This window comes from Nocardia sp. NPDC102475, from assembly GCF_055584605.1.
This window is the reverse complement of record NZ_JBVJLS010000020.1, coordinates 33,985-50,832: the sequence shown is the minus strand read 5'-3', so window position 1 is coordinate 50,832 and position 16,848 is coordinate 33,985. Positions and strand designations below refer to the sequence as shown.

Sequence of the window (16,848 nt, the reverse complement as noted above, 5' to 3'; positions counted from 1 at the left end):
AGTAAGACGGGGGTCGAAATCGAAACTGTGCGAAGGGAAATCGAGATGGGGCGTGTTGCAGGCAAGGTCGCATTCGTCACGGGTGCAGCCCGTGGCCAAGGACGAAGTCACGCGGTGCGACTGGCCGAGGAAGGCGCCGATATCGTCGCGGTCGATCTGTGCCGCGATATCGAGACGATCCGATACGCCTTGGCGCGACCGGAAGATCTGGACGAAACCGCCCGGCTGGTGCAGAAGGCGGGCGCGCGCATCCTGACGATCCAGGCCGATGTGCGGGACCCCGAACAGATGCGTCGAGCAGTCCAGCGCGGTATCGCCGAATTCGGCAAGCTCGACATCGTGGTCGCCCAGGCGGGTATCGCCGGGATGCGGGGCGAACCGCAGGATCAGGCGTGGTGCGACGTGATCGCCACCAATTTGATGGGCACCATCAACGCCGTTCAGGCGGCACTGCCGCATCTGCGAGAGGGCGCGTCGGTAATCGCGACCGGCTCCACCGCGGGCTTGATGGAAACCAAGAAACTGGACGTCCCCGGCAGTGATCCGGGCGGTATCGCCTACCCGTTGTCCAAACGCCTGCTGTCCCAATACATGCACGAGTTCGCGGCACAGTTCGGCCCACGCAAGATCCGTGCCAATGTCATTCACCCCACCAACTGCAATACGCCGATGCTGCACAGCGAGCCCATGTATCGCGCGTTCCGTCCGGATCTGGAGCATCCCACGCGCGAGGATGCCGAGGTGGCCTTTCCGGTGCAGCAGGTGATGCCGGTGCCTTATGTGGAGCCCGAGGACATCAGCGAGATGGTGGTGTTCCTCGCATCGGACGAATCACGCTACGTGACCGGTATGCAGATGCGGGTGGATGCCGGTGGCTATCTCAGGTGGTACGACTACCACATCTGACGCGCGTCCCGGGAATCATCGGCTGACCGCAGGGGTCGCTACGCCGACCTCGACGCGGACCCGATCCTGATAGAAGCCGATGTGGCCGCTCAATATCGCGACCTCCGCATAGGGCTCGGCGTACTCCCAGGCGATCGGATCCGGACCATCGGCCGGACGCCAGTACCGCGCCGTGCCCTTGAACGGACAGCGTGAGGTCTGCTCGTCGGGGACGAGCAGGTCGAAGCGCACATCGGATGCGGGCAGATAGAACACGATGCCGTGATCCTGTTCCGCGACAAGCAGACTCGCGGTCGATTCGCCGAAAATCCGACCGCCGGCGGTGACTCGGACCAGATTGCGGATGCGCCGGATATCGACACGATAATCCGGCCGGTCGAGATAGCCCGATGGCTCCAAGAGGTCTCCTGAGGGTCAGAGCAGTGTGTCGGAGTTCGTGGCACGTGGTTCGAGGCCACGCACCATCGCGTGCACGCTGTAGGAGGCGACCACGGCCCCCTCTTCGGTATACACCTGGCCTTCGCTCTGGGCGTGCCCGCGCCCGGCGTAGGTGACGCGGGTGGCGTACAGCAGCCACTTCGTCACGTCGACTTCGTCGTGGAAGGTGATGGTGGCCATCGTGATTCCGGTCGAAATCGACCGGTGCGCCATCGCCTCACCGAAACCCGCGTGCGGGCGCAGCGTGGCGGCCACCGTCCAGTGGGTGCTGGACTGGGTCAGCAGCGCGGCGTGCAGGTAGTCGTGCTCCGGTGCGTCGCGAAACCGCGTCCATACGAACAGTTCCGGCGGGCCGACTCGATTCGGATCCGGGTCGTAGGCGTCGTCGACTACCCGCATGTCGCGGCCGTCTACCTCCGTGCCCGGAATCGCGAGTGGACGCAGCCCGTGCGGGGGATCGACCCGCGGCATCGGGGCCGCCGAGCGAATCAGGTCGGGCGCACCGGAGTCGAGCAGCACGATCCCGGCGCAGCGCGGCGAATCGTGCTGGCGGATGGTGACCTGCCCGGTGGTGAAAGTGCGTCCCGATCGCAACGCATCGACCTCGATATCGAGCGGAGCCGTATGTGCGGCCGCGCGCGAGAAGATCATCGATGCCGAGGTAACGCGTTGGTGCGGTACATGTTTGGCTGCTGCCACCACTGCGTCGCCGAGCATTTGTCCGGCTTCGACCACATCGCGGGCCGTCGGACCGTGGGCGGGGGCCAGATATCGGCCTGCGCCGCACGGCTGGACATCCATCAGGCGTTGTAGTTCCGCCTGGGTCCACGCAGGTGTGGCGATGCCCGCCTGCGAATCGAATTCGTTGCTCAGCATATGGCTCGCATTCAGTCGCCGTTCGGAAGGTGGGGGAGGAGTTCGGTTTCGGGCTCGACGCCGAACGAACACAACGCCATGGCCAACAGAGCATAGGTGCCGACGGTGAATACCAGGTCCATCAGCTGCTTGTCGTCGAATTCGCCGACGAGACCGCGCCAGGTGTCCTCGCCGATCGTGCCGTCGGTGAGCAATTCGTCGGTCGCGCGCAGTAGCGCCCGCTCGCCCGATGGCCAGTCCTGAAGAGCTCCCTGCGCCACGCGGGCGATCTCTTCGGGCGCAATACCGGCCCGTTCGGCGAGGATCGTGTGTTGCGCCCATTCGTAGGCGCAGCGCCGTAGATGCGCGACGCGCAGGATGATCAGCTCTCGTTGCCTGGCCGACAAGGTGTTCTCCGCCAGCAGGTGCCGGTTGAAGCTGAGGAACGGCTTTGTCAGCGCCGGATAACCCGCCAGCGTGCCGAGTAGATTGGTACCGCTCTGGTGACTGTCGTTCGGCTCCTCGCCGACGACCGAATTGCGGAATCGGGCAATGAATGCCGTCATATCCGCCGACCATTCCGCTCGGGGCACCGGTGCTATGCGAGCCATTGTCGTCGATCCTTTCGGGTCGGTCAGGTATTACGGCCGCCGTTGACGCCGATGACCTGGCCGGTGATGTATCCGGCCTCAGCACTTACCAGGAACGCGCAGGTGGCGGCGATATCCTCGGGTTGGCCGATGCGGCCGACCGGGGTCGCGTCCACCTGCTTATCCAGGTCGAATACCCCTCGGCGCAGGCTCTCGCGCATCATGGGGGTTTCGATGAAGCCGGGCGGAATCGTATTGACCGTAATGCCTTTTCGGCCGTATTCGAGCGCCAGCACCTTGGTCATGCCGACCACGCCCGCCTTCGACGATACGTAGGCCGCCATGCCCGGGACGCCGGAATGAATGCTCGACGACGAGATATTGACGATGCGACCCCAGCCTTCGTCGATCATGTCCGGCAGCACCGCCTGGCAGCAGTCGAAGGTACCGGTGAGATTGACGGCGAGTACCCGGTTCCAGGTCTCGGCGGTGATATCGAGGAAAGGTCCGGCGATGGTGACCCCGGCGCTGTTCACCAGGATGGTCGGCCTGCCCAGCCTGCCGCGGACTTCGGCGACGCCGGCATCGATGGCGGCGCGGTCGGCCACGTCGACGGACAGACCGATGGCCCGGCCACCGGCCTTCTCGATCGCGGCGGCCGCGGCCTCAGCACCGTCGAGATCGAAGATCGCCACCGGTGCGCCGTCTGCCGCCAGGCGCTGGGCGGTCGCGCCGCCGATACCGGAAGCGCCGCCGGTGACGATTGCCGTGCGGACGGGAATGCCTGTGCGAGTACTCATTTGATCGACTCCTCGCCGACGACGGTGGACCGGTGCATCCGGCGCGGCAGGGCTCGGTCGAATTCGCAGGCCCGATGGATCAGGCCGGTGTTGTCCCAGATCACCATGTCGCCCACCGACCAGGTGTGCTTGTACACCCGATCCGGCGCGGTGGCGCGCGCGGTCAGATCGTCCAGCAGTGCTCGTCCCTGCGCGAGGTCCATCCCGATGATATGCGACGCGGAAGCACCGAATACCAACGACTTTCGGCCCGACAGATGTGTCCACACCAGCGGATGCGCCCGGTCGGGCCATCGGGCCCAGTCCGCCTGCTGCTCGGGCGTCGGATTCGGGTAAGTGAGGCGCTGGATCCGGGCCATCCGGTGGATCACCTGGAGTTCGGCAAAACGTTCGCGCTCGGTCGAGGACAGTGCGTCGTAGGCGGCGTAGGTGCTGGCGAAGGCCGTTTCGCCGCCTTTGTCGGTGATCACGTGTGCGCTCATGATCGAGGCTTTGGCGGGAACCTCGTCCATGGCCCCGTCGATATGCCAGTAGTCGTTGCTGGGGTAGTACTTCGCATTCGGATTGTCCGGATCGAAGCTGATGATCATGACGTTCGGATTCGGATAATTGGGGAATCGCGCCAGCGGCCCCAACTTCCGGGCGAACGCCACCTGGGCATCGTCACCGGCGTGCAATGCGCGAAACAGCAATACACTGTGCCGCTCGAGCAGTTCGAGACACTGCGCGGGCAGATCCTCGTCGCCGAGCAGTCGTTCGACATCGACGTCGAGGATTTCCACTCCGACCGTCGCACTCAGTTTCTCCGTGGCAAGCGCGGCCATCCATCGCTCCTATTGGTCCGCGTATCCGAGAATGCCCTTGATTTCCAGATATTCGTCGAATCCGAATTCGCCCCATTCACGACCGTTGCCGCTCTTGCGATAACCGCCGAAGGGGCAGGCGAAGTCGAAGGCATCGTTGATCGATACCCAACCGGCGCGTATCCGGCGGGCAACGGCCCGGGCCTGGTCGAGGTCCGCGCCCGCCACATTGCCGGCCAGCCCGTACTCGGTGTCGTTGGCGATCGCCACGGCGTCGTCGATATCGTCGTAGCCGAGGATCGAGAGCACCGGACCGAAGATCTCCTCGCGCGCGATGGTCATATCGTTGGTGACATTCGCGAATACGGTGGGTTTGACGTAGTAGCCCTTGTCCAGCCCGTCGGGTCGGCCGGTACCGCCGATCACCAGCGTGGCGCCCTCATCGATGCCCTGTTGGATCAGTGCCTGGATCTTGGCGAATTGCGATCCGGACACCACCGGTCCGATTACGGCGTCGCCATTCGGATCGCCCACCGTGACCTGGGCGGCCGCGGCACGGGCGGCCTCGACGGCCTCCGCCATGCGACTGCGCGGGACTAGCATGCGCGTTGTGGCACTGCAGGTTTGGCCGGAGTTGAGCATCACCCCGGAGACGCCCTTGCCGACATTGCCGGCGAAGTCGGTGTCGTCGAGGATTATGTTCGGACTCTTGCCGCCGAGTTCCTGAGCCACTCGTTTGACCGTCGGCGCGGCATTGCGGGCGATATCGATGCCCGCGCGCGTGGAACCGGTGAAGGAGATCAGGTCGACATCCGGATGTGCCGACAGCGGTACTCCGACGCTCGGGCCGTCACCCTGCACCAGATTGAACACCCCGGCGGGAACCCCTGCGGCATCGAGGATTTCGGCGAAGATTTGCCCGGTGAACGGCGCTTGCTCCGAGGGTTTGAGCACCGCGGTACAGCCGGTCGCCAGGGCTGGAAATACCTTCACCGCAATCTGATTCAACGGCCAGTTCCATGGTGTGATCAGGCCGCAGACACCGATCGGCTCCTTGACGATCAGGGTTTGCCCGCGCTGCGCGGTGAATGCGAAGGTTTCCAGCACCTCGATCGCCTTGGCGAGATGCCCGGCCGCGAGATCCAATTGGAAACCATTCGCCAGCCCGGCTGGCGCGCCCATCTCCTCGGTCAGTGTGGCGCCGAGATCGTCACGGCGCTTCTGGTACGCGTCCGCGATGGCGCGCAGCACATCCAGCCGTTCGGCCACGGTGGTTTCCGACCAGGCCGGAAATGCCGCACGGGCGGCCGCGACCGCACGGTCGACATCGGCCGCCGAGCCGAGTGCGACTGTGCCGCAGACCTCTTCGGTTGCGGGGTTGACTACATCGAATGTCCGTGCCTGGGCCGCCTCGACCCACTGCCCGTCGATATAGAACTTCGAATACCTACCCATTACTGCATTCCTTCCGCGTACCAGGTGCGGAACTCGTCATAACTCGGCATCTCCTCCGAATTCGCCTTCGGATCCACCGCGACGTGGATGACGCCCGGTTTGCCGCTGGCATAGGCCCGTTTGATCGCCGGGGCGATATCCTCGTCGCGCTCGACGTATTCGCCGTAGCAGCCGAAGCCCTCGGCGACCTTGTCCAGGCGGGTGTTCGTGCTCCAGTGCACGCCCGTCTCGAGTGATCCCTGGCCGAAAGTGCGCTTGTAGACGCCGACTTCGAGACCCCAGGCGTAGTCGACGGCGACGACGACAACGAGGGGCAGATTCAGTCGCGCGGCCGTCTCCAACTCGGCGATCTGGAATTGGACCGACGAATCTCCGGTGATGAGCATGACCGGTCGTTTGCCGCCGTCGGCCACCGATGCGCCGACGGCGTAAGGCAGGCCGGTACCCAGATGCCCGAAGTTCTGGTTCCACATCACATCGTGCGGTTTGGCCTGGGAGTAGGTCCAGCCGAAAATCGTGGTGGCGCCACCGTCTCGGACCATGATGCCCTCCGGCGGGAACGCCTTGGTCGCCTCGACGATCAGGCGTGCGGGATGGACGGGTGTGCTGCCGGAAGGGGCGGTCTCGGCGAGTTCGGCCAGCCGGGCCGCATCCCGCTCGATCCAGCCAGCCAGTTCGGGAGAGGCGGTGCGCGGTGAATCCTCCAGTTCCGCAACCAATTGCGGGACGATCGCGCGCAGGTCACCGACCAGCGGCACATCGATGGGCCGGTTCACGCCGATCGCGGTGGGGTCCTGCTCGACGAGGATCCACTTGCGGTCGGCCTCGCCCGCGACCCAGTGCCGGCCTCGCCCGTAGTGCACCGGCTCACCGAGTTCGGTGCCGATGGCCAGGGCCAGATCCGATTGCACCACCGCCTCGACCGCCGACGGCGAGAAGCCGTAGGGGAAGGTGCGGTCCTCGAGCCCCTCGATGTAGGAGGTGCCGCCGGAGGTCTGGATGACCGGTGCCGCCATGAGATCCGCGAGTGCCTTGACCGACGCACCGGCGCGGGCCGTGTGCACACCGTGGCCTACCAGCAGGACTGGCTGCCGCGCCGCGCGGATCAACTCGACGGCCGCGGCGATCTTGTCCGGTCCCGCGGTTTGCCCGACGAGGCGATACCGCTGCGGTGGTAACGCCGGTTCGACGTCGAGCTCTTCGGTGATGATGTGCGAGGGATACTCGATATAGACCGGCCCCGGCGTCCCGCTGAGTGCCTTGCGCAGGCCCTCCCGGATGATTTCATCGGTCTGATCGGCGTATTCGATGCTCGCCGCGTACTTGACCGACGGTTCGAACAGGCCGGACTGTTTGACGAACTGGATGCGCCCGCGACGTACCCGCTGCTCGGTGATCCGGGCGCGCTGCCCGCCGAGGAAGATTACCGGCGAGTTCTCCACCTTGGCGCACATCATGGCGCCCGCAAGATTGGCGACGCCGGGACCGAGCGTGCCGATGCACACCGCGGCCTTGCCGGTCATCCGCGATACCGCCTCGGCCATGAAACCGGCGGACTCTTCGTGGTGCGGTGCGACGACCTGCCAGCCGCGCTCTTCGGCGCGATGGAACAGGTGCACGAAGTTGGGGTCCGGGATGCCGAACAGGATGTTGATTCCCTCGGCCTCGAACAGGTCCAGGATGCGTTCGTAAACCTTGACGCGCTGGGACATGATTCGCTCACTTCGTTCGCTCATGCTCACTTCCATTCCGTCGCCATCGCGAAGCTGCGGCCGATGTGTTCGCCGAAGGCGGACGGCACCGGCGGCAGCACCCAGGAGTTCCCGGTATCGCGGATCTCATCGATGCGCGCGCCGATCTCGTCGATGGTCCAGGAGGGCTGATAGACCCCCGGTGTCTCGGCGATATAGGCGCGCGCCACCCGTCCGGCGATCGCTACCAGCAATTCCCCACTGACCGAACAGGATTCGTGGGCCAGCCACCCTACGGTCGGCGCCACCAGCTCCGGGCGCATATCCGGATAGGCGGAGGTATCGATGCCCTCGGCCAGCCGGGTCAGCGCGGCCGGGACGATGACATTCGATTTGACGCCGACCTCGGCGCCCTCCAACGCGACCACGTTGGACAGCCCGATCACACCGGCCTTGGCCACCGCGTAGTTGGCGACCGCCAGGTTGCCGTAGATGCCCCCGATCGACGACGTCAGGACCACTCGTCCGTAGCCCGCCTGGCTCATCCAGGGGAATGCCGCCCGCACCATGTGAAAGGCGCCGCGCAGGTGCACGTCCACGACGGCGTCGAAATCCTCGTAGCTCAACTCGGTCAATGAGCCGTAGCGCACGTTGCCCGCATTGTGGATGAGTATGTCGATGCGGCCGTAGGCGTTCAACGCGGTATCGACGATCGCCTGACCGCCCGCGGGCGTGGCGACCGATTCGGTGGACGCGACCGCCGTACCGCCGGCCTCGGTGATCGCCCGCACCACCTCGGCCGCGACATCACCCTCGACGGCGTCGCCGCGCATCGTGCCGCCGACGTCGTTGACGACGACCTTCGCGCCACGGGCGGCAAGCAATTCGGCGTATGCGCGCCCTAAACCGCGTCCGGCGCCCGTGATTACGGCAACACGATCGTCGAATCTCAGTTCGGACAATGAGTTTCCTCTCCCGATAGGTCGATGTCCGTCACTCGCTCAGCGTCAAGCCCCGCAGGTCTCCCGCATCGCGCCAGGTCTGCAGCAGTTCCTCGAGTACGTAGAAGCCGCCCCAGAAGGGATCACCGAGGAACGAGCGCCCGTTCGGCTCGCCCTCGCCGTTGTAGTAGCCGGGCGTGCATTCCATGACGAAGGTGCTGTTGTCGAAGGCGTTCGCCCGGATGGTCCGGACCCACTCCGCCTCGGCTTCCTCGGTCGGCTCCACGGTGGCCGCGCCACGGTTCTGCGCCTCTTTGATGATGTAGGCGATGTGATCGGCCTGCTGCTCGAACATCAGAGTCGTCGCCGCCGTCACGCCGCCCTGGATGAAACCGGTGGCGAAGTGGTTGGGGAAGCCGTGCGCCATGACGCCGTGCAGTGTGCGGAAACCCTTGCCCCAGTGGTGGTAAAGCGACCTGCCCTCGCGGCCCGCGAACGGCTCGATATCGAGTTGGCGGTCCAGGGCGGTGGTGATCTCGAAGCCGCTCGCGAAGATTATGCAGTCGACCTCGTACTCGAAACCGCCTGCGACAACGCCCTTTTCGGTGATGCGTTCAACACCTTTGGTCTCCGACACATCGACCAGCGTGACGTTCGGACGATTGAAGGTCGGCAGGTAATCGTCGTTGAAGACCGGCCGCTTGCACATATTGCGGTAGTACGGTTTCAGCTTTTCCGCCGTCTCCGGATTCTCGACGATCTCCTCGACGCGCCGCCGGAGCCGTTCCATCGCCCGGTAGTCCTCGTCTTCCTTCCACTCCATGAACTTTTCGGGCGTCAGCTCCGCCCAGCGATTGCCGCGATTCAGCTTGGCGGCCAGGTTGCGGGCGACCTCGGTCCAACCGTCGCAGATGAGGTCCGGTTCGCCGGGGGAGTAGAAGGCGAAGGCCGCGTTGTGGAAGTTGCGCTGCCGCTCGGCCCGCCAGCCCGGTTGCAGCGTCCGCACCCACTCGGGATCGGTGGGGTGGTTGTCGCGCTCGAAGATGTAGGACGGCGTCCGCTGGAAAACAGTGAGGTGCCGGGCGCCGCGCGCCAGGTGCGGGATCGCTTGGACGCCACTCGCGCCCGTGCCGATGATCGCGATTTTCTTGTCGGCGATCTTGTCCAGCCCACCGTGCAGATCGCCGCCGGTGTACTCGTAGTCCCAGCGTGCGGTGTGGAAGGTGTGCCCCTTGAAATCGGTGATCCCGGGGATGCCCGGCAGCTTCGGCCGGTTGTACGGACCCTGGCACATGACGACGAAGCGGGCGCGGATCTGATCGCCGCGGTTGGTGGCGATGCGCCAGCGCTGGAGCTGCTCATCCCATTCCAGCGAGCGGATCAGGGTATGGAAGATCGCCTTCTCGTAGAGGCCGAAATGCTTTCCGATGCGTTGGGCGTGTTCGAAACATTCGTCGCCGTGAGAGAACTTCTCCTTCGGCATGAAGCCGGTTTCCTCGAGCAGCGGGAGATAGCAATAGGCATCCGAGTCGACCTGGATGCCCGGGTACCGATTCCAGTACCAGACACCGCCGAAATCGCCGCCCAATTCGATGATGCGGAAGTCGGTGACACCGGCCTGCAGTAAGCGGTGTGCGGTAATGAGACCCGAGAAGCCGCCACCGATGACCAGGACCTCGATGTCATCGGTGATCGGCTCCCGCGGCACGACCGGCAGGTGCGGATCGCCCTCGTAGAACTCCGCGAATTCGTTCTCGGCCTGCAGATACTGGTTCCCGCCGTCCGGGCGCAGGCGTTTGTCCCGCTCGACCAGGTACTTCGCTCTGAGGGCCGCCTTATCGACCTCGGGGGTCTGCGTGGGTTCGCAGTCTCGCATGCCAATTCCTTTGTCAGTCAGCGCAGTTCGCGCGGTTCGCCGGTACCCATGTACCTGGCCAAGTTGTGGTGCAGGTTGACGATGGTGCGTTCGCGATACGGGTTGGGTTTGGGGCCGGAGAATCCGCGCGACTTCATGCCCTGCTGAACCGCGGCCATATTGTCGAAGTCCTGCGGCAGCACCGTCCGCCAGTCCTTATCGCCGACCGGTGTGTAGATCCACTCCGTTTCCGGCTCCTCGCCCGCCGGGAACAGTTCGAATACGGCGGCCTCGAAAATGCATTTGTCGGGGTTGTAGCCGTAGGGCCGAAATCGGTAGCACAGCATGTTGTTCAGCGCATGGCCGATCTGGAAATTGGGGAAGATCTGCCATGCGGTGCCGCTCTTCGCGACGGTCTCGGGGTCGACGGTCGGCCAGATCACGCCGCGCTCGGCATCCTCGCGCCGGCACGTGTCCAGCCAATACCGCAGCACCTCGGTGGGGGACGTGCCCTCGGGCAGTTCATCGGCCAGCCGATTGGCGACCGCGACCATCGATTCGGTGGTGTTGGTATTGGCGTTGTCCCACGTGAAGTTCTGCAGCTGGGCGGTGGACAGGCGGGCATCGGGGCCGCTGCCGAGCCGCAGCTTGCCCTGGTTCTCCTCCATACCCTTGGGCGCGTCGTAGCCGATATTGCTGTGCTTGCCCTGGGCCCGTCCCCAACCGAGGAAATTGCCGAAGTTCATGAACTCCGGATGGGTGTAGGGCACGTGATAGGTCTCCATGAACGCCTCGAAGGCGACCTTCCAGTTGCAGTCGAAGGTCAGCCACCGCCGCCACCGGTAGCGCATATTCTCCAGGTGGAAGGGATCGAGCAGACCGGCCGCGGGTTCCAGATATTCCCGCAGCGGTTCGCATTCCGGATCCATATTGATCCAGACCCAGCCGCCCCACGTGTCGATCGAGACCCGCTGCAGTCCGTCGTTGCGCTCGGTCAGCCCGCAGGTCCAGTCCGCGCGTTCGGGTGCGAATGTGTTCTGGCCCTCCAGGTTGTAGCGCCACCCGTGGAAACCGCAGACGAACTGTTTGCGGCTGCCGCGGGCGTCGTGTGCGCCCGGCGCAGTGTCGATCAGTCGGCGGCCCCGGTGCGCGCAGACGTTGTAGTAGGCGCGAATGGTGTCCGGCGCGGTGCGCAGGATGATGAAAGAGTCGTCGAGGATGTCGTAGGTGAGAAAATCGCCGGCCCGTGGGATCTCTTCCACGCGACAGACCTGTTGCCACACCTTGGCCCACAGCCTGTCCCGCTCGGCGCGGGCGTACTCCTCCGACAGGTACGCTTCCACGCCGATCGTCATCGGAGTCGACAACGGCTCGGCCGCCGCTTGCGCGTTCTCGACGGTTTCGGTCATGGCATTCTCCTGGTGGTCAGTGGGTGATTGCCGTGCGGAACGACTCGTCCTCGAGAAAGAGGGAGGTATTGTCGGCGCCCAGGTGGGGCCATTTGAGATTCAGACCGCCGTCCACGAGCAGGGTCTGCCCGGTGATGTAGCTCGACAGCTCGGACAGCAGGAACAGAATCGCCCCCGCCTGCTCGTGCGGCCGGCCACGTCGGCCCATGGCGATGGCCCGGCGGTCGCGTTCGACATCGTCGCCGACATAGGCGCCGGAGGCGGGCGTTTCCGTCACGCCGGGGGCGACGGCATTGACCCGGATATCGTCCAGCGCCAGTTCGACGGCCATGGTCCGGGTGGCCGCCACCAGCGCGGCTTTGGCTGTGCCGTAAGCGATATGGAACGGCGCGGTATTCATACCGCTGATCGATGAGATCGAGACGATCGATCCCGGACGGCCCCGCGACTTCAACTCCGCCGCGACCGCCTGGCTCATGAAGAACATCGTTTCGAGGTTCTGGGTGAACAGGGCACGCCAGTCGGCGCGGGTCACCCGGGTCGATGGCATCCAGGTCGACGGCGCGGCGCCACCGGCCACATTGACCAGCCCGTACAGTTCGCCGTCGAGCTGGCGCGCCCGATCCAGCACGGTGCCGACCCCGACATCGGTGGATGCGTCGGCCACGACCGGCAGGACCGTAAGTCCCTCGGCGGCAAGCGGTTCGATGTGCTTGCGAAGGTTTTCCTCGGATCGGCTCACCGCGAGCACGGTGGCCCCGGCTCGGGCGACCATGCGGGTCACCGCGGTGCCGATACCGCCGCCGCCCGCGCCGGAGACGATGACGATGCGTCCGTCGAGGCCGAAGAAGTCGTTGTCCGCGTTGGTCATAACCGGCTCATTCGGTCCGGCGCAGCGCCATGACACTGCCCTCGGCATCGGCGGAAAGGTAGAGAGTGCCATCCGGACCGGCGGCGATACCGGCGAAGGGCCCCTGCGGCCCGGAGAACGGCGGCAAACCGTGCAGCGGTTTGGGCGTCACCCCGGGCGGCGCGCCGACCGGCAGGTCACGGGCGATGATCCGGCGAGTGTTGGTGGTCAGATCGACACTGATCAGGGTCTTGGTCCCGACGTCGACCACGAACAGTTCTCCGTCGCGGACGAGGATGCCCTGCGGTTTGTCCAGGCCGTCGACGACCGTCTCGGTCCCGGTGCCGGTGATCGAAATGATTCGCCCCGCACCGGATTCGGAGACCAGACAGGTACCGTCCGGGCCGAAGGTGACTCCGAGCGGCTCGTTCAGTCCCGTGGCCAGCACTTCGACCCTGCCGGACCGGATCGACAGCACCCGCCCCCGGCCGAGTTCGGCTGCCACGACCGCCCCGCCCGGAGCCACTGCCACGCCGTAGAGCTGGTCGAATCCCTCGGCCAGCACCTCGGTTTCGGATGAACCGGTCAGGTAGCGGCCGACCTCACCATTTGCGGTGGTGACGATGAATTCGCCTGGGCCGACGGCGATTACGCCACGGAGGAAGCCCGGGTAGCCGGGTGTGAAGAGCATCCCGACCGTTTGCGGTTCGCCGCCGCGCGGCAGCGCGTAGAAGTAGGTGCCGTCGGCGACGTAGAGGATTCCGTCGGGTCCGACGGTCAGATCCAGCGGCCAATTCAGGCCGCCAGGAAGGGTTTCCCGCGTTTCGCGGCCGCCGAGGATTTCGGTGATCGCACCGGTGAAGTGCGAGACGAACAGCCGACCGTCGACGAAGGTGCAGTTGTCCAGCCCCGGCGTCAGGGCGGCCAGCACCTGCCGTTCGCCGTTGCGGGGGTTGATGCGCAGCACCTCACCGCTGGCCACCTGAGTGGACACGATGAATCCTTCGGCATCGAACTTCACCGAGTCGGGGACACCGAGGTCGCCGACGACGCGCTCGGGTTCGCCTCCTTCGGGATCGATGCGCCAGATGTCGTTGGATCCCATCACCGGGTAGTACAGGAGGCCGTCGGGGCCGACCTCCATGGCGTTCGGCATCGCGATGTTCTCCACGAGGACGCGCGGTGCACTGCCGTCGAGTGGCAATTCCATCAGGCGCCCGCCGACCCGGCATTCGTTCACGAACAGCCGCCCTTGATGCGCGGTGATGCCATTGGCGCTGGGCAGGTCGTCGCGCAGCAGCCGAGTGCGGCCGTCGGTGCCGCGCGCGCTGACCCGGCCGTCCATCACTTCGGTGGCGTAGAGATTGCCCGCGTCGTCGAAGGCGACGTCGTCGGGTGCGATGATGTCGCCGCCCTTGGCGCTGATGGTTTCCACCTGTCCGGTGTTGACGTCCAGGGCACTGATCGTGCTGCCGGTCACCTGGGCGACGTAGATGCGTCCGTCGGGACCGGTGCGTAATCCGTTGGCGCCGAACAGTCGGCTCGGCGGTGTGAGTCGTTCCAGACTCCAGCCTGCGGCGAGAGTTACTGGTGCGGTGCTGGTATAGCGCGCCCCTCGAGTCAAGGCGGGGCCTCCCATGCGAAGAGAAGGTGGATGTGCACGACGTGGTGCTGCGGCACGCCGGACCGGTGTCGGCGGTCGTGACGCAGGCCACTTTTCGTGGGCTCACGCTACTTCAATCCTCATAAGGATAGCAATACTTGACTGATCGGTTTTCGCCAGTAGCCATTCCGAATTTTGAGAGTGATGTTCTCGCGCTCAGTCGAATGCGTACCGTGGCAGTGTGGTCGGCATATCGAGGGAACTGAGCAATCCGGCTCGCGCATCCACCACGAACGGGATGGCGTTCACGACACGCATCGCGGTCGCGGTCATCGCGGCGTGCCCTGCCCCGTGCCCCTCGGCGGCACCGAGGTTCATCGCGCAGTGGATATCCGGATCGCCCTCGATGTCGACCCGGTAGGTGGCATCGAATTCCGATGTCGCCCAGTCCGGGGCTACATCGCGAGACATTCGGATGATGTGCTCGATCACGATCGCTTCCCGGCCGTTCACGACGCCCGCGGCTCGGGTGCGCACGGCGCCACAGGTTCCGGCGGCGATCGTGCCGAAGGCGACTTCGATATCCCGCTCTGTCGTTTGCCGATCGAGTGCTCCGTGCACCTGCTCCACCGCGACGCCGAGCCCTTCGGCGATCAGGTAGATCGGTGCCCGCCAAGCCATTTCGATGAATCCGGGGGTCGCGAGCATAGGTTTGAAATCCAGCGGCCTGCCGAAACCCATCCCGTCCATCATCACGTCGGCCACTGGGTAGTGGTCGTTCAACGCGACTTCGGTCGCCTTGACGCATCGAATCTTCTTGGACTGCGTGGCCAGCAGCAGCGCCAGGTGATCCGACCCGAATCCCGGAAAGATGCCGGACGCATAGAATGACGCCTTGCCGGCCTTCGCGGCGGCCTCGAGTTGGTCGCGCCATTCGGGCGAGTAGTACGCCGGGGGATACACCAAACTGGTGGAAGTCGTTGATACAACATTGATCCCCGCCTCGAGTAACCGAATGTAGTCGGGAACCGCACCGGCGTCGCGTTCGGGTCCACTGGCCGCGTACACGACGCAGTCGGGTCGCAGCGCGATCAGGGCCTCGGCATCGTCGGTGGCCGTGATGCCGAGTGGTTCGCCGCCGATCAATTCGCCGACATCGCTGCCCACCTTGTCCGCGGAATGGACCCACACGCCGACGAGTTCGAGATCCGGCCGTCGGGCGATGGCGTCGATCGCGATCGAGCCGACGCCGCCGGTCGACCAGACAACTGTTCGCAGGGGAGTTGTCACGGAGACCCCTAACCCAAAATTTGTTCAGAGCAGACCGGCCAGCGTGCCGCGCTGCCGGTTCTCACGAATCAACCCGCTCGGTCGATGACGCCGCGCAACACGGTGTCGCGGACGTGAGTCTGGGACGCGTGAGTCCCGATATCCCGCAGGATGTTCTCCGGGATCCAGCCCACGACGATCACGCAGCGGGCGAGCATCTCGTTCGACGGACTGTCGATCTCGATCTCATTCGATCGAATCGCTTCGGCGAGCAATGTCTTCATCTGCCGCAGCCGCTTCGTGAAGAGCCAGCCCGGATTCGGGGTGTCGGGCGGCGACTGGCGCATCCACGCCAGTTGGATGCGGAACTCGTCACCGAAACGATCCAGCGCGTTGGTATTGATCCAGCTCAGCGCATCCAGCTTCTCGACCGCGGAGGCACCCGACCGCAGCACATTCGTCCAGCCGAGGCCGATCTTCTCGCCGAAGGACTGCATGATCGAGGCGAGCAGCTCCTCCTTCGAGCCGATCAGCCAGTACACGGTTCCGGTGCCGAGTCCCGCGGCCGAGGCGATATCGCGGACGGTCGTATTCTCATATCCGCGTCGACCGAATTCGGCCCGGGCGACCGCGCGGACGCGAGCCGCCTTGTCATCGGGCTCGCTCTCCTCGGACCAGCTCCGGACGACTTCGTCGGCGGCGAGGAAGGCGGCGGAACGGTCGAGCTCCGCATCGGTGTGCTGCCGTGTGGCCAAGCCCTCCAATAGAATTCGGCACAGCAAGGTGGCCAACTTGTCCGGCGTTCCCTTGTGCCGGATGACGTCCAAACCGACCTGCAGCATCGTCTGACAGATCCGATCGGCCAGTATCGGCAGATCGACATCGGCCCGCAAGTACCCGCTCCACCTCGCGGCGCGCAGGGTTTGCAGCATTGCCTCGAGTACGGCCGTCGGTCGCTGCCTGGTCAATTCGACGAGTTCGGGTTTCGAGCTCGGCCCCTCGTAGAACGACATCTGCAGTGCGGCACGATGGGCGACCGCGCACTGCGCGATCGCCGAACCGAGCTCGACGATTCGGTCGAAAGGCGGGCGCGAGTCCGGATGGTTCAACCGGTCCTGTGCCCGCTGCGCGACCCGGTCGAGGTCCGCGTGATAGCGGCGCAGCAATTCGACGAGGATGGCTTCCTTGGATTCGAAATGGTGGTACAGACTGCCCGGGAGGATGCCGCACGCGTCGGCGATTTCCTGCAGCGACGTGCGCAGCCCAGAGGTTGCGATCAGGGATGCGGCGGTCTGCAGGATCTCGGTGCGTCGGGTGCCGTCGTCGTAGGCGTGGCCGATATCGGCGGCGATGGCGCGCGGCTGCACATCGCGCTGCGCCGGC

General features: G+C 65.2%; 15 protein-coding genes. 1 reads left to right on the top strand and 14 read right to left on the bottom strand.

Annotated features, from left to right (window positions below; translation table 11 throughout):
• Positions 1 to 45: 45 nt before the first annotated feature.
• A complete protein-coding gene (locus ACZ60G_RS31115; protein ID WP_465814575.1) occupies positions 46 to 906 on the top strand; it encodes a mycofactocin-coupled SDR family oxidoreductase in 861 nt (286 codons plus the stop codon).
• A gap of 15 nt (positions 907 to 921) precedes the next feature.
• Here ACZ60G_RS31115 and ACZ60G_RS31110 read toward each other — a convergent pair whose 3' ends face one another.
• The 14 genes from ACZ60G_RS31110 to ACZ60G_RS31045 all read right to left on the bottom strand — a co-directional run bounded on the left by ACZ60G_RS31110 (position 922) and on the right by ACZ60G_RS31045 (position 16,832).
• Positions 922 to 1,305, bottom strand: coding sequence for a DUF427 domain-containing protein (locus tag ACZ60G_RS31110; RefSeq protein WP_465814573.1), 384 nt, complete (start codon positions 1,303 to 1,305; stop codon positions 922 to 924).
• 15 nt (positions 1,306 to 1,320) lie between these two features.
• Positions 1,321 to 2,220 (bottom strand): acyl-CoA thioesterase, encoded by a 900-nt coding sequence (locus ACZ60G_RS31105; RefSeq protein WP_465814572.1) that lies wholly within the window; start codon positions 2,218 to 2,220, stop codon positions 1,321 to 1,323.
• An 11-nt stretch (positions 2,221 to 2,231) separates the two neighbouring features.
• Positions 2,232 to 2,810: a carboxymuconolactone decarboxylase family protein gene (locus ACZ60G_RS31100; RefSeq protein ID WP_465814570.1), complete on the bottom strand. Its 579-nt coding sequence runs from the start codon at positions 2,808 to 2,810 to the stop codon at positions 2,232 to 2,234.
• 23 nt (positions 2,811 to 2,833) lie between these two features.
• Positions 2,834 to 3,589: an SDR family NAD(P)-dependent oxidoreductase gene (locus tag ACZ60G_RS31095; protein WP_465814568.1), complete on the bottom strand. Its 756-nt coding sequence runs from the start codon at positions 3,587 to 3,589 to the stop codon at positions 2,834 to 2,836.
• Entirely contained in the window at positions 3,586 to 4,413 is an 828-nt protein-coding gene (locus ACZ60G_RS31090) for a TauD/TfdA dioxygenase family protein (RefSeq protein ID WP_465814566.1), read from the bottom strand. The genes ACZ60G_RS31095 and ACZ60G_RS31090 overlap by 4 nt, the downstream gene beginning before the upstream one ends.
• Before the next feature lie 9 nt (positions 4,414 to 4,422).
• Complete coding sequence (locus ACZ60G_RS31085) at positions 4,423 to 5,847, bottom strand: aldehyde dehydrogenase family protein (RefSeq protein WP_465814564.1); 1,425 nt, start codon at positions 5,845 to 5,847, stop codon at positions 4,423 to 4,425.
• Positions 5,847 to 7,583, bottom strand: a complete 1,737-nt coding sequence (locus ACZ60G_RS31080) for a thiamine pyrophosphate-binding protein (protein ID WP_465814562.1) — start codon at positions 7,581 to 7,583, stop codon at positions 5,847 to 5,849. Before ACZ60G_RS31080 ends, ACZ60G_RS31085 begins: the two co-directional genes overlap by 1 nt.
• A gap of 2 nt (positions 7,584 to 7,585) precedes the next feature.
• Positions 7,586 to 8,500 carry an SDR family NAD(P)-dependent oxidoreductase gene (locus tag ACZ60G_RS31075; RefSeq protein ID WP_465814560.1) on the bottom strand — a complete coding sequence of 305 codons (915 nt, stop codon included), beginning with the start codon at positions 8,498 to 8,500 and terminating at the stop codon, positions 7,586 to 7,588.
• Positions 8,501 to 8,531: 31 nt separating this feature from the next.
• Positions 8,532 to 10,355, bottom strand: a complete 1,824-nt coding sequence (locus ACZ60G_RS31070; protein ID WP_465814558.1) for a flavin-containing monooxygenase — start codon at positions 10,353 to 10,355, stop codon at positions 8,532 to 8,534.
• A 17-nt stretch (positions 10,356 to 10,372) separates the two neighbouring features.
• Complete coding sequence (locus tag ACZ60G_RS31065) at positions 10,373 to 11,743, bottom strand: aromatic ring-hydroxylating oxygenase subunit alpha (protein ID WP_465814557.1); 1,371 nt, start codon at positions 11,741 to 11,743, stop codon at positions 10,373 to 10,375.
• 16 nt (positions 11,744 to 11,759) lie between these two features.
• Positions 11,760 to 12,614: an SDR family NAD(P)-dependent oxidoreductase gene (locus ACZ60G_RS31060; protein WP_465814555.1), complete on the bottom strand. Its 855-nt coding sequence runs from the start codon at positions 12,612 to 12,614 to the stop codon at positions 11,760 to 11,762.
• Positions 12,615 to 12,621: 7 nt separating this feature from the next.
• The gene (locus ACZ60G_RS31055) at positions 12,622 to 14,232 is read right to left on the bottom strand and encodes an SMP-30/gluconolactonase/LRE family protein (RefSeq protein WP_465814553.1); all 1,611 of its coding nucleotides are present in this window, start codon (positions 14,230 to 14,232) and stop codon (positions 12,622 to 12,624) included.
• Between the two features lie 180 nt (positions 14,233 to 14,412).
• Complete coding sequence (locus ACZ60G_RS31050) at positions 14,413 to 15,486, bottom strand: NAD(P)H-dependent amine dehydrogenase family protein (RefSeq protein ID WP_465814551.1); 1,074 nt, start codon at positions 15,484 to 15,486, stop codon at positions 14,413 to 14,415.
• Between the two features lie 68 nt (positions 15,487 to 15,554).
• A complete protein-coding gene (locus tag ACZ60G_RS31045; protein WP_465814810.1) occupies positions 15,555 to 16,832 on the bottom strand; it encodes a TetR/AcrR family transcriptional regulator in 1,278 nt (425 codons plus the stop codon).
• Positions 16,833 to 16,848: the final 16 nt, after the last annotated feature.

Coding starts and splice junctions, on each gene's coding strand:
- ACZ60G_RS31090 (WP_465814566.1), bottom strand. CDS start 4,413: ATGGCCGCGCTTGCCACGGAGAAACTGAGTGCGACGGTCGGAGTGGAA.
- ACZ60G_RS31085 (WP_465814564.1), bottom strand. CDS start 5,847: ATGGGTAGGTATTCGAAGTTCTATATCGACGGGCAGTGGGTCGAGGCG.
- ACZ60G_RS31115 (WP_465814575.1), top strand. CDS start 46: ATGGGGCGTGTTGCAGGCAAGGTCGCATTCGTCACGGGTGCAGCCCGT.
- ACZ60G_RS31065 (WP_465814557.1), bottom strand. CDS start 11,743: ATGACCGAAACCGTCGAGAACGCGCAAGCGGCGGCCGAGCCGTTGTCG.
- ACZ60G_RS31060 (WP_465814555.1), bottom strand. CDS start 12,614: ATGACCAACGCGGACAACGACTTCTTCGGCCTCGACGGACGCATCGTC.
- ACZ60G_RS31100 (WP_465814570.1), bottom strand. CDS start 2,810: ATGGCTCGCATAGCACCGGTGCCCCGAGCGGAATGGTCGGCGGATATG.
- ACZ60G_RS31080 (WP_465814562.1), bottom strand. CDS start 7,583: ATGAGCGAACGAAGTGAGCGAATCATGTCCCAGCGCGTCAAGGTTTAC.
- ACZ60G_RS31070 (WP_465814558.1), bottom strand. CDS start 10,355: ATGCGAGACTGCGAACCCACGCAGACCCCCGAGGTCGATAAGGCGGCC.
- ACZ60G_RS31055 (WP_465814553.1), bottom strand. CDS start 14,232: ATGGGAGGCCCCGCCTTGACTCGAGGGGCGCGCTATACCAGCACCGCA.
- ACZ60G_RS31105 (WP_465814572.1), bottom strand. CDS start 2,220: ATGCTGAGCAACGAATTCGATTCGCAGGCGGGCATCGCCACACCTGCG.
- ACZ60G_RS31095 (WP_465814568.1), bottom strand. CDS start 3,589: ATGAGTACTCGCACAGGCATTCCCGTCCGCACGGCAATCGTCACCGGC.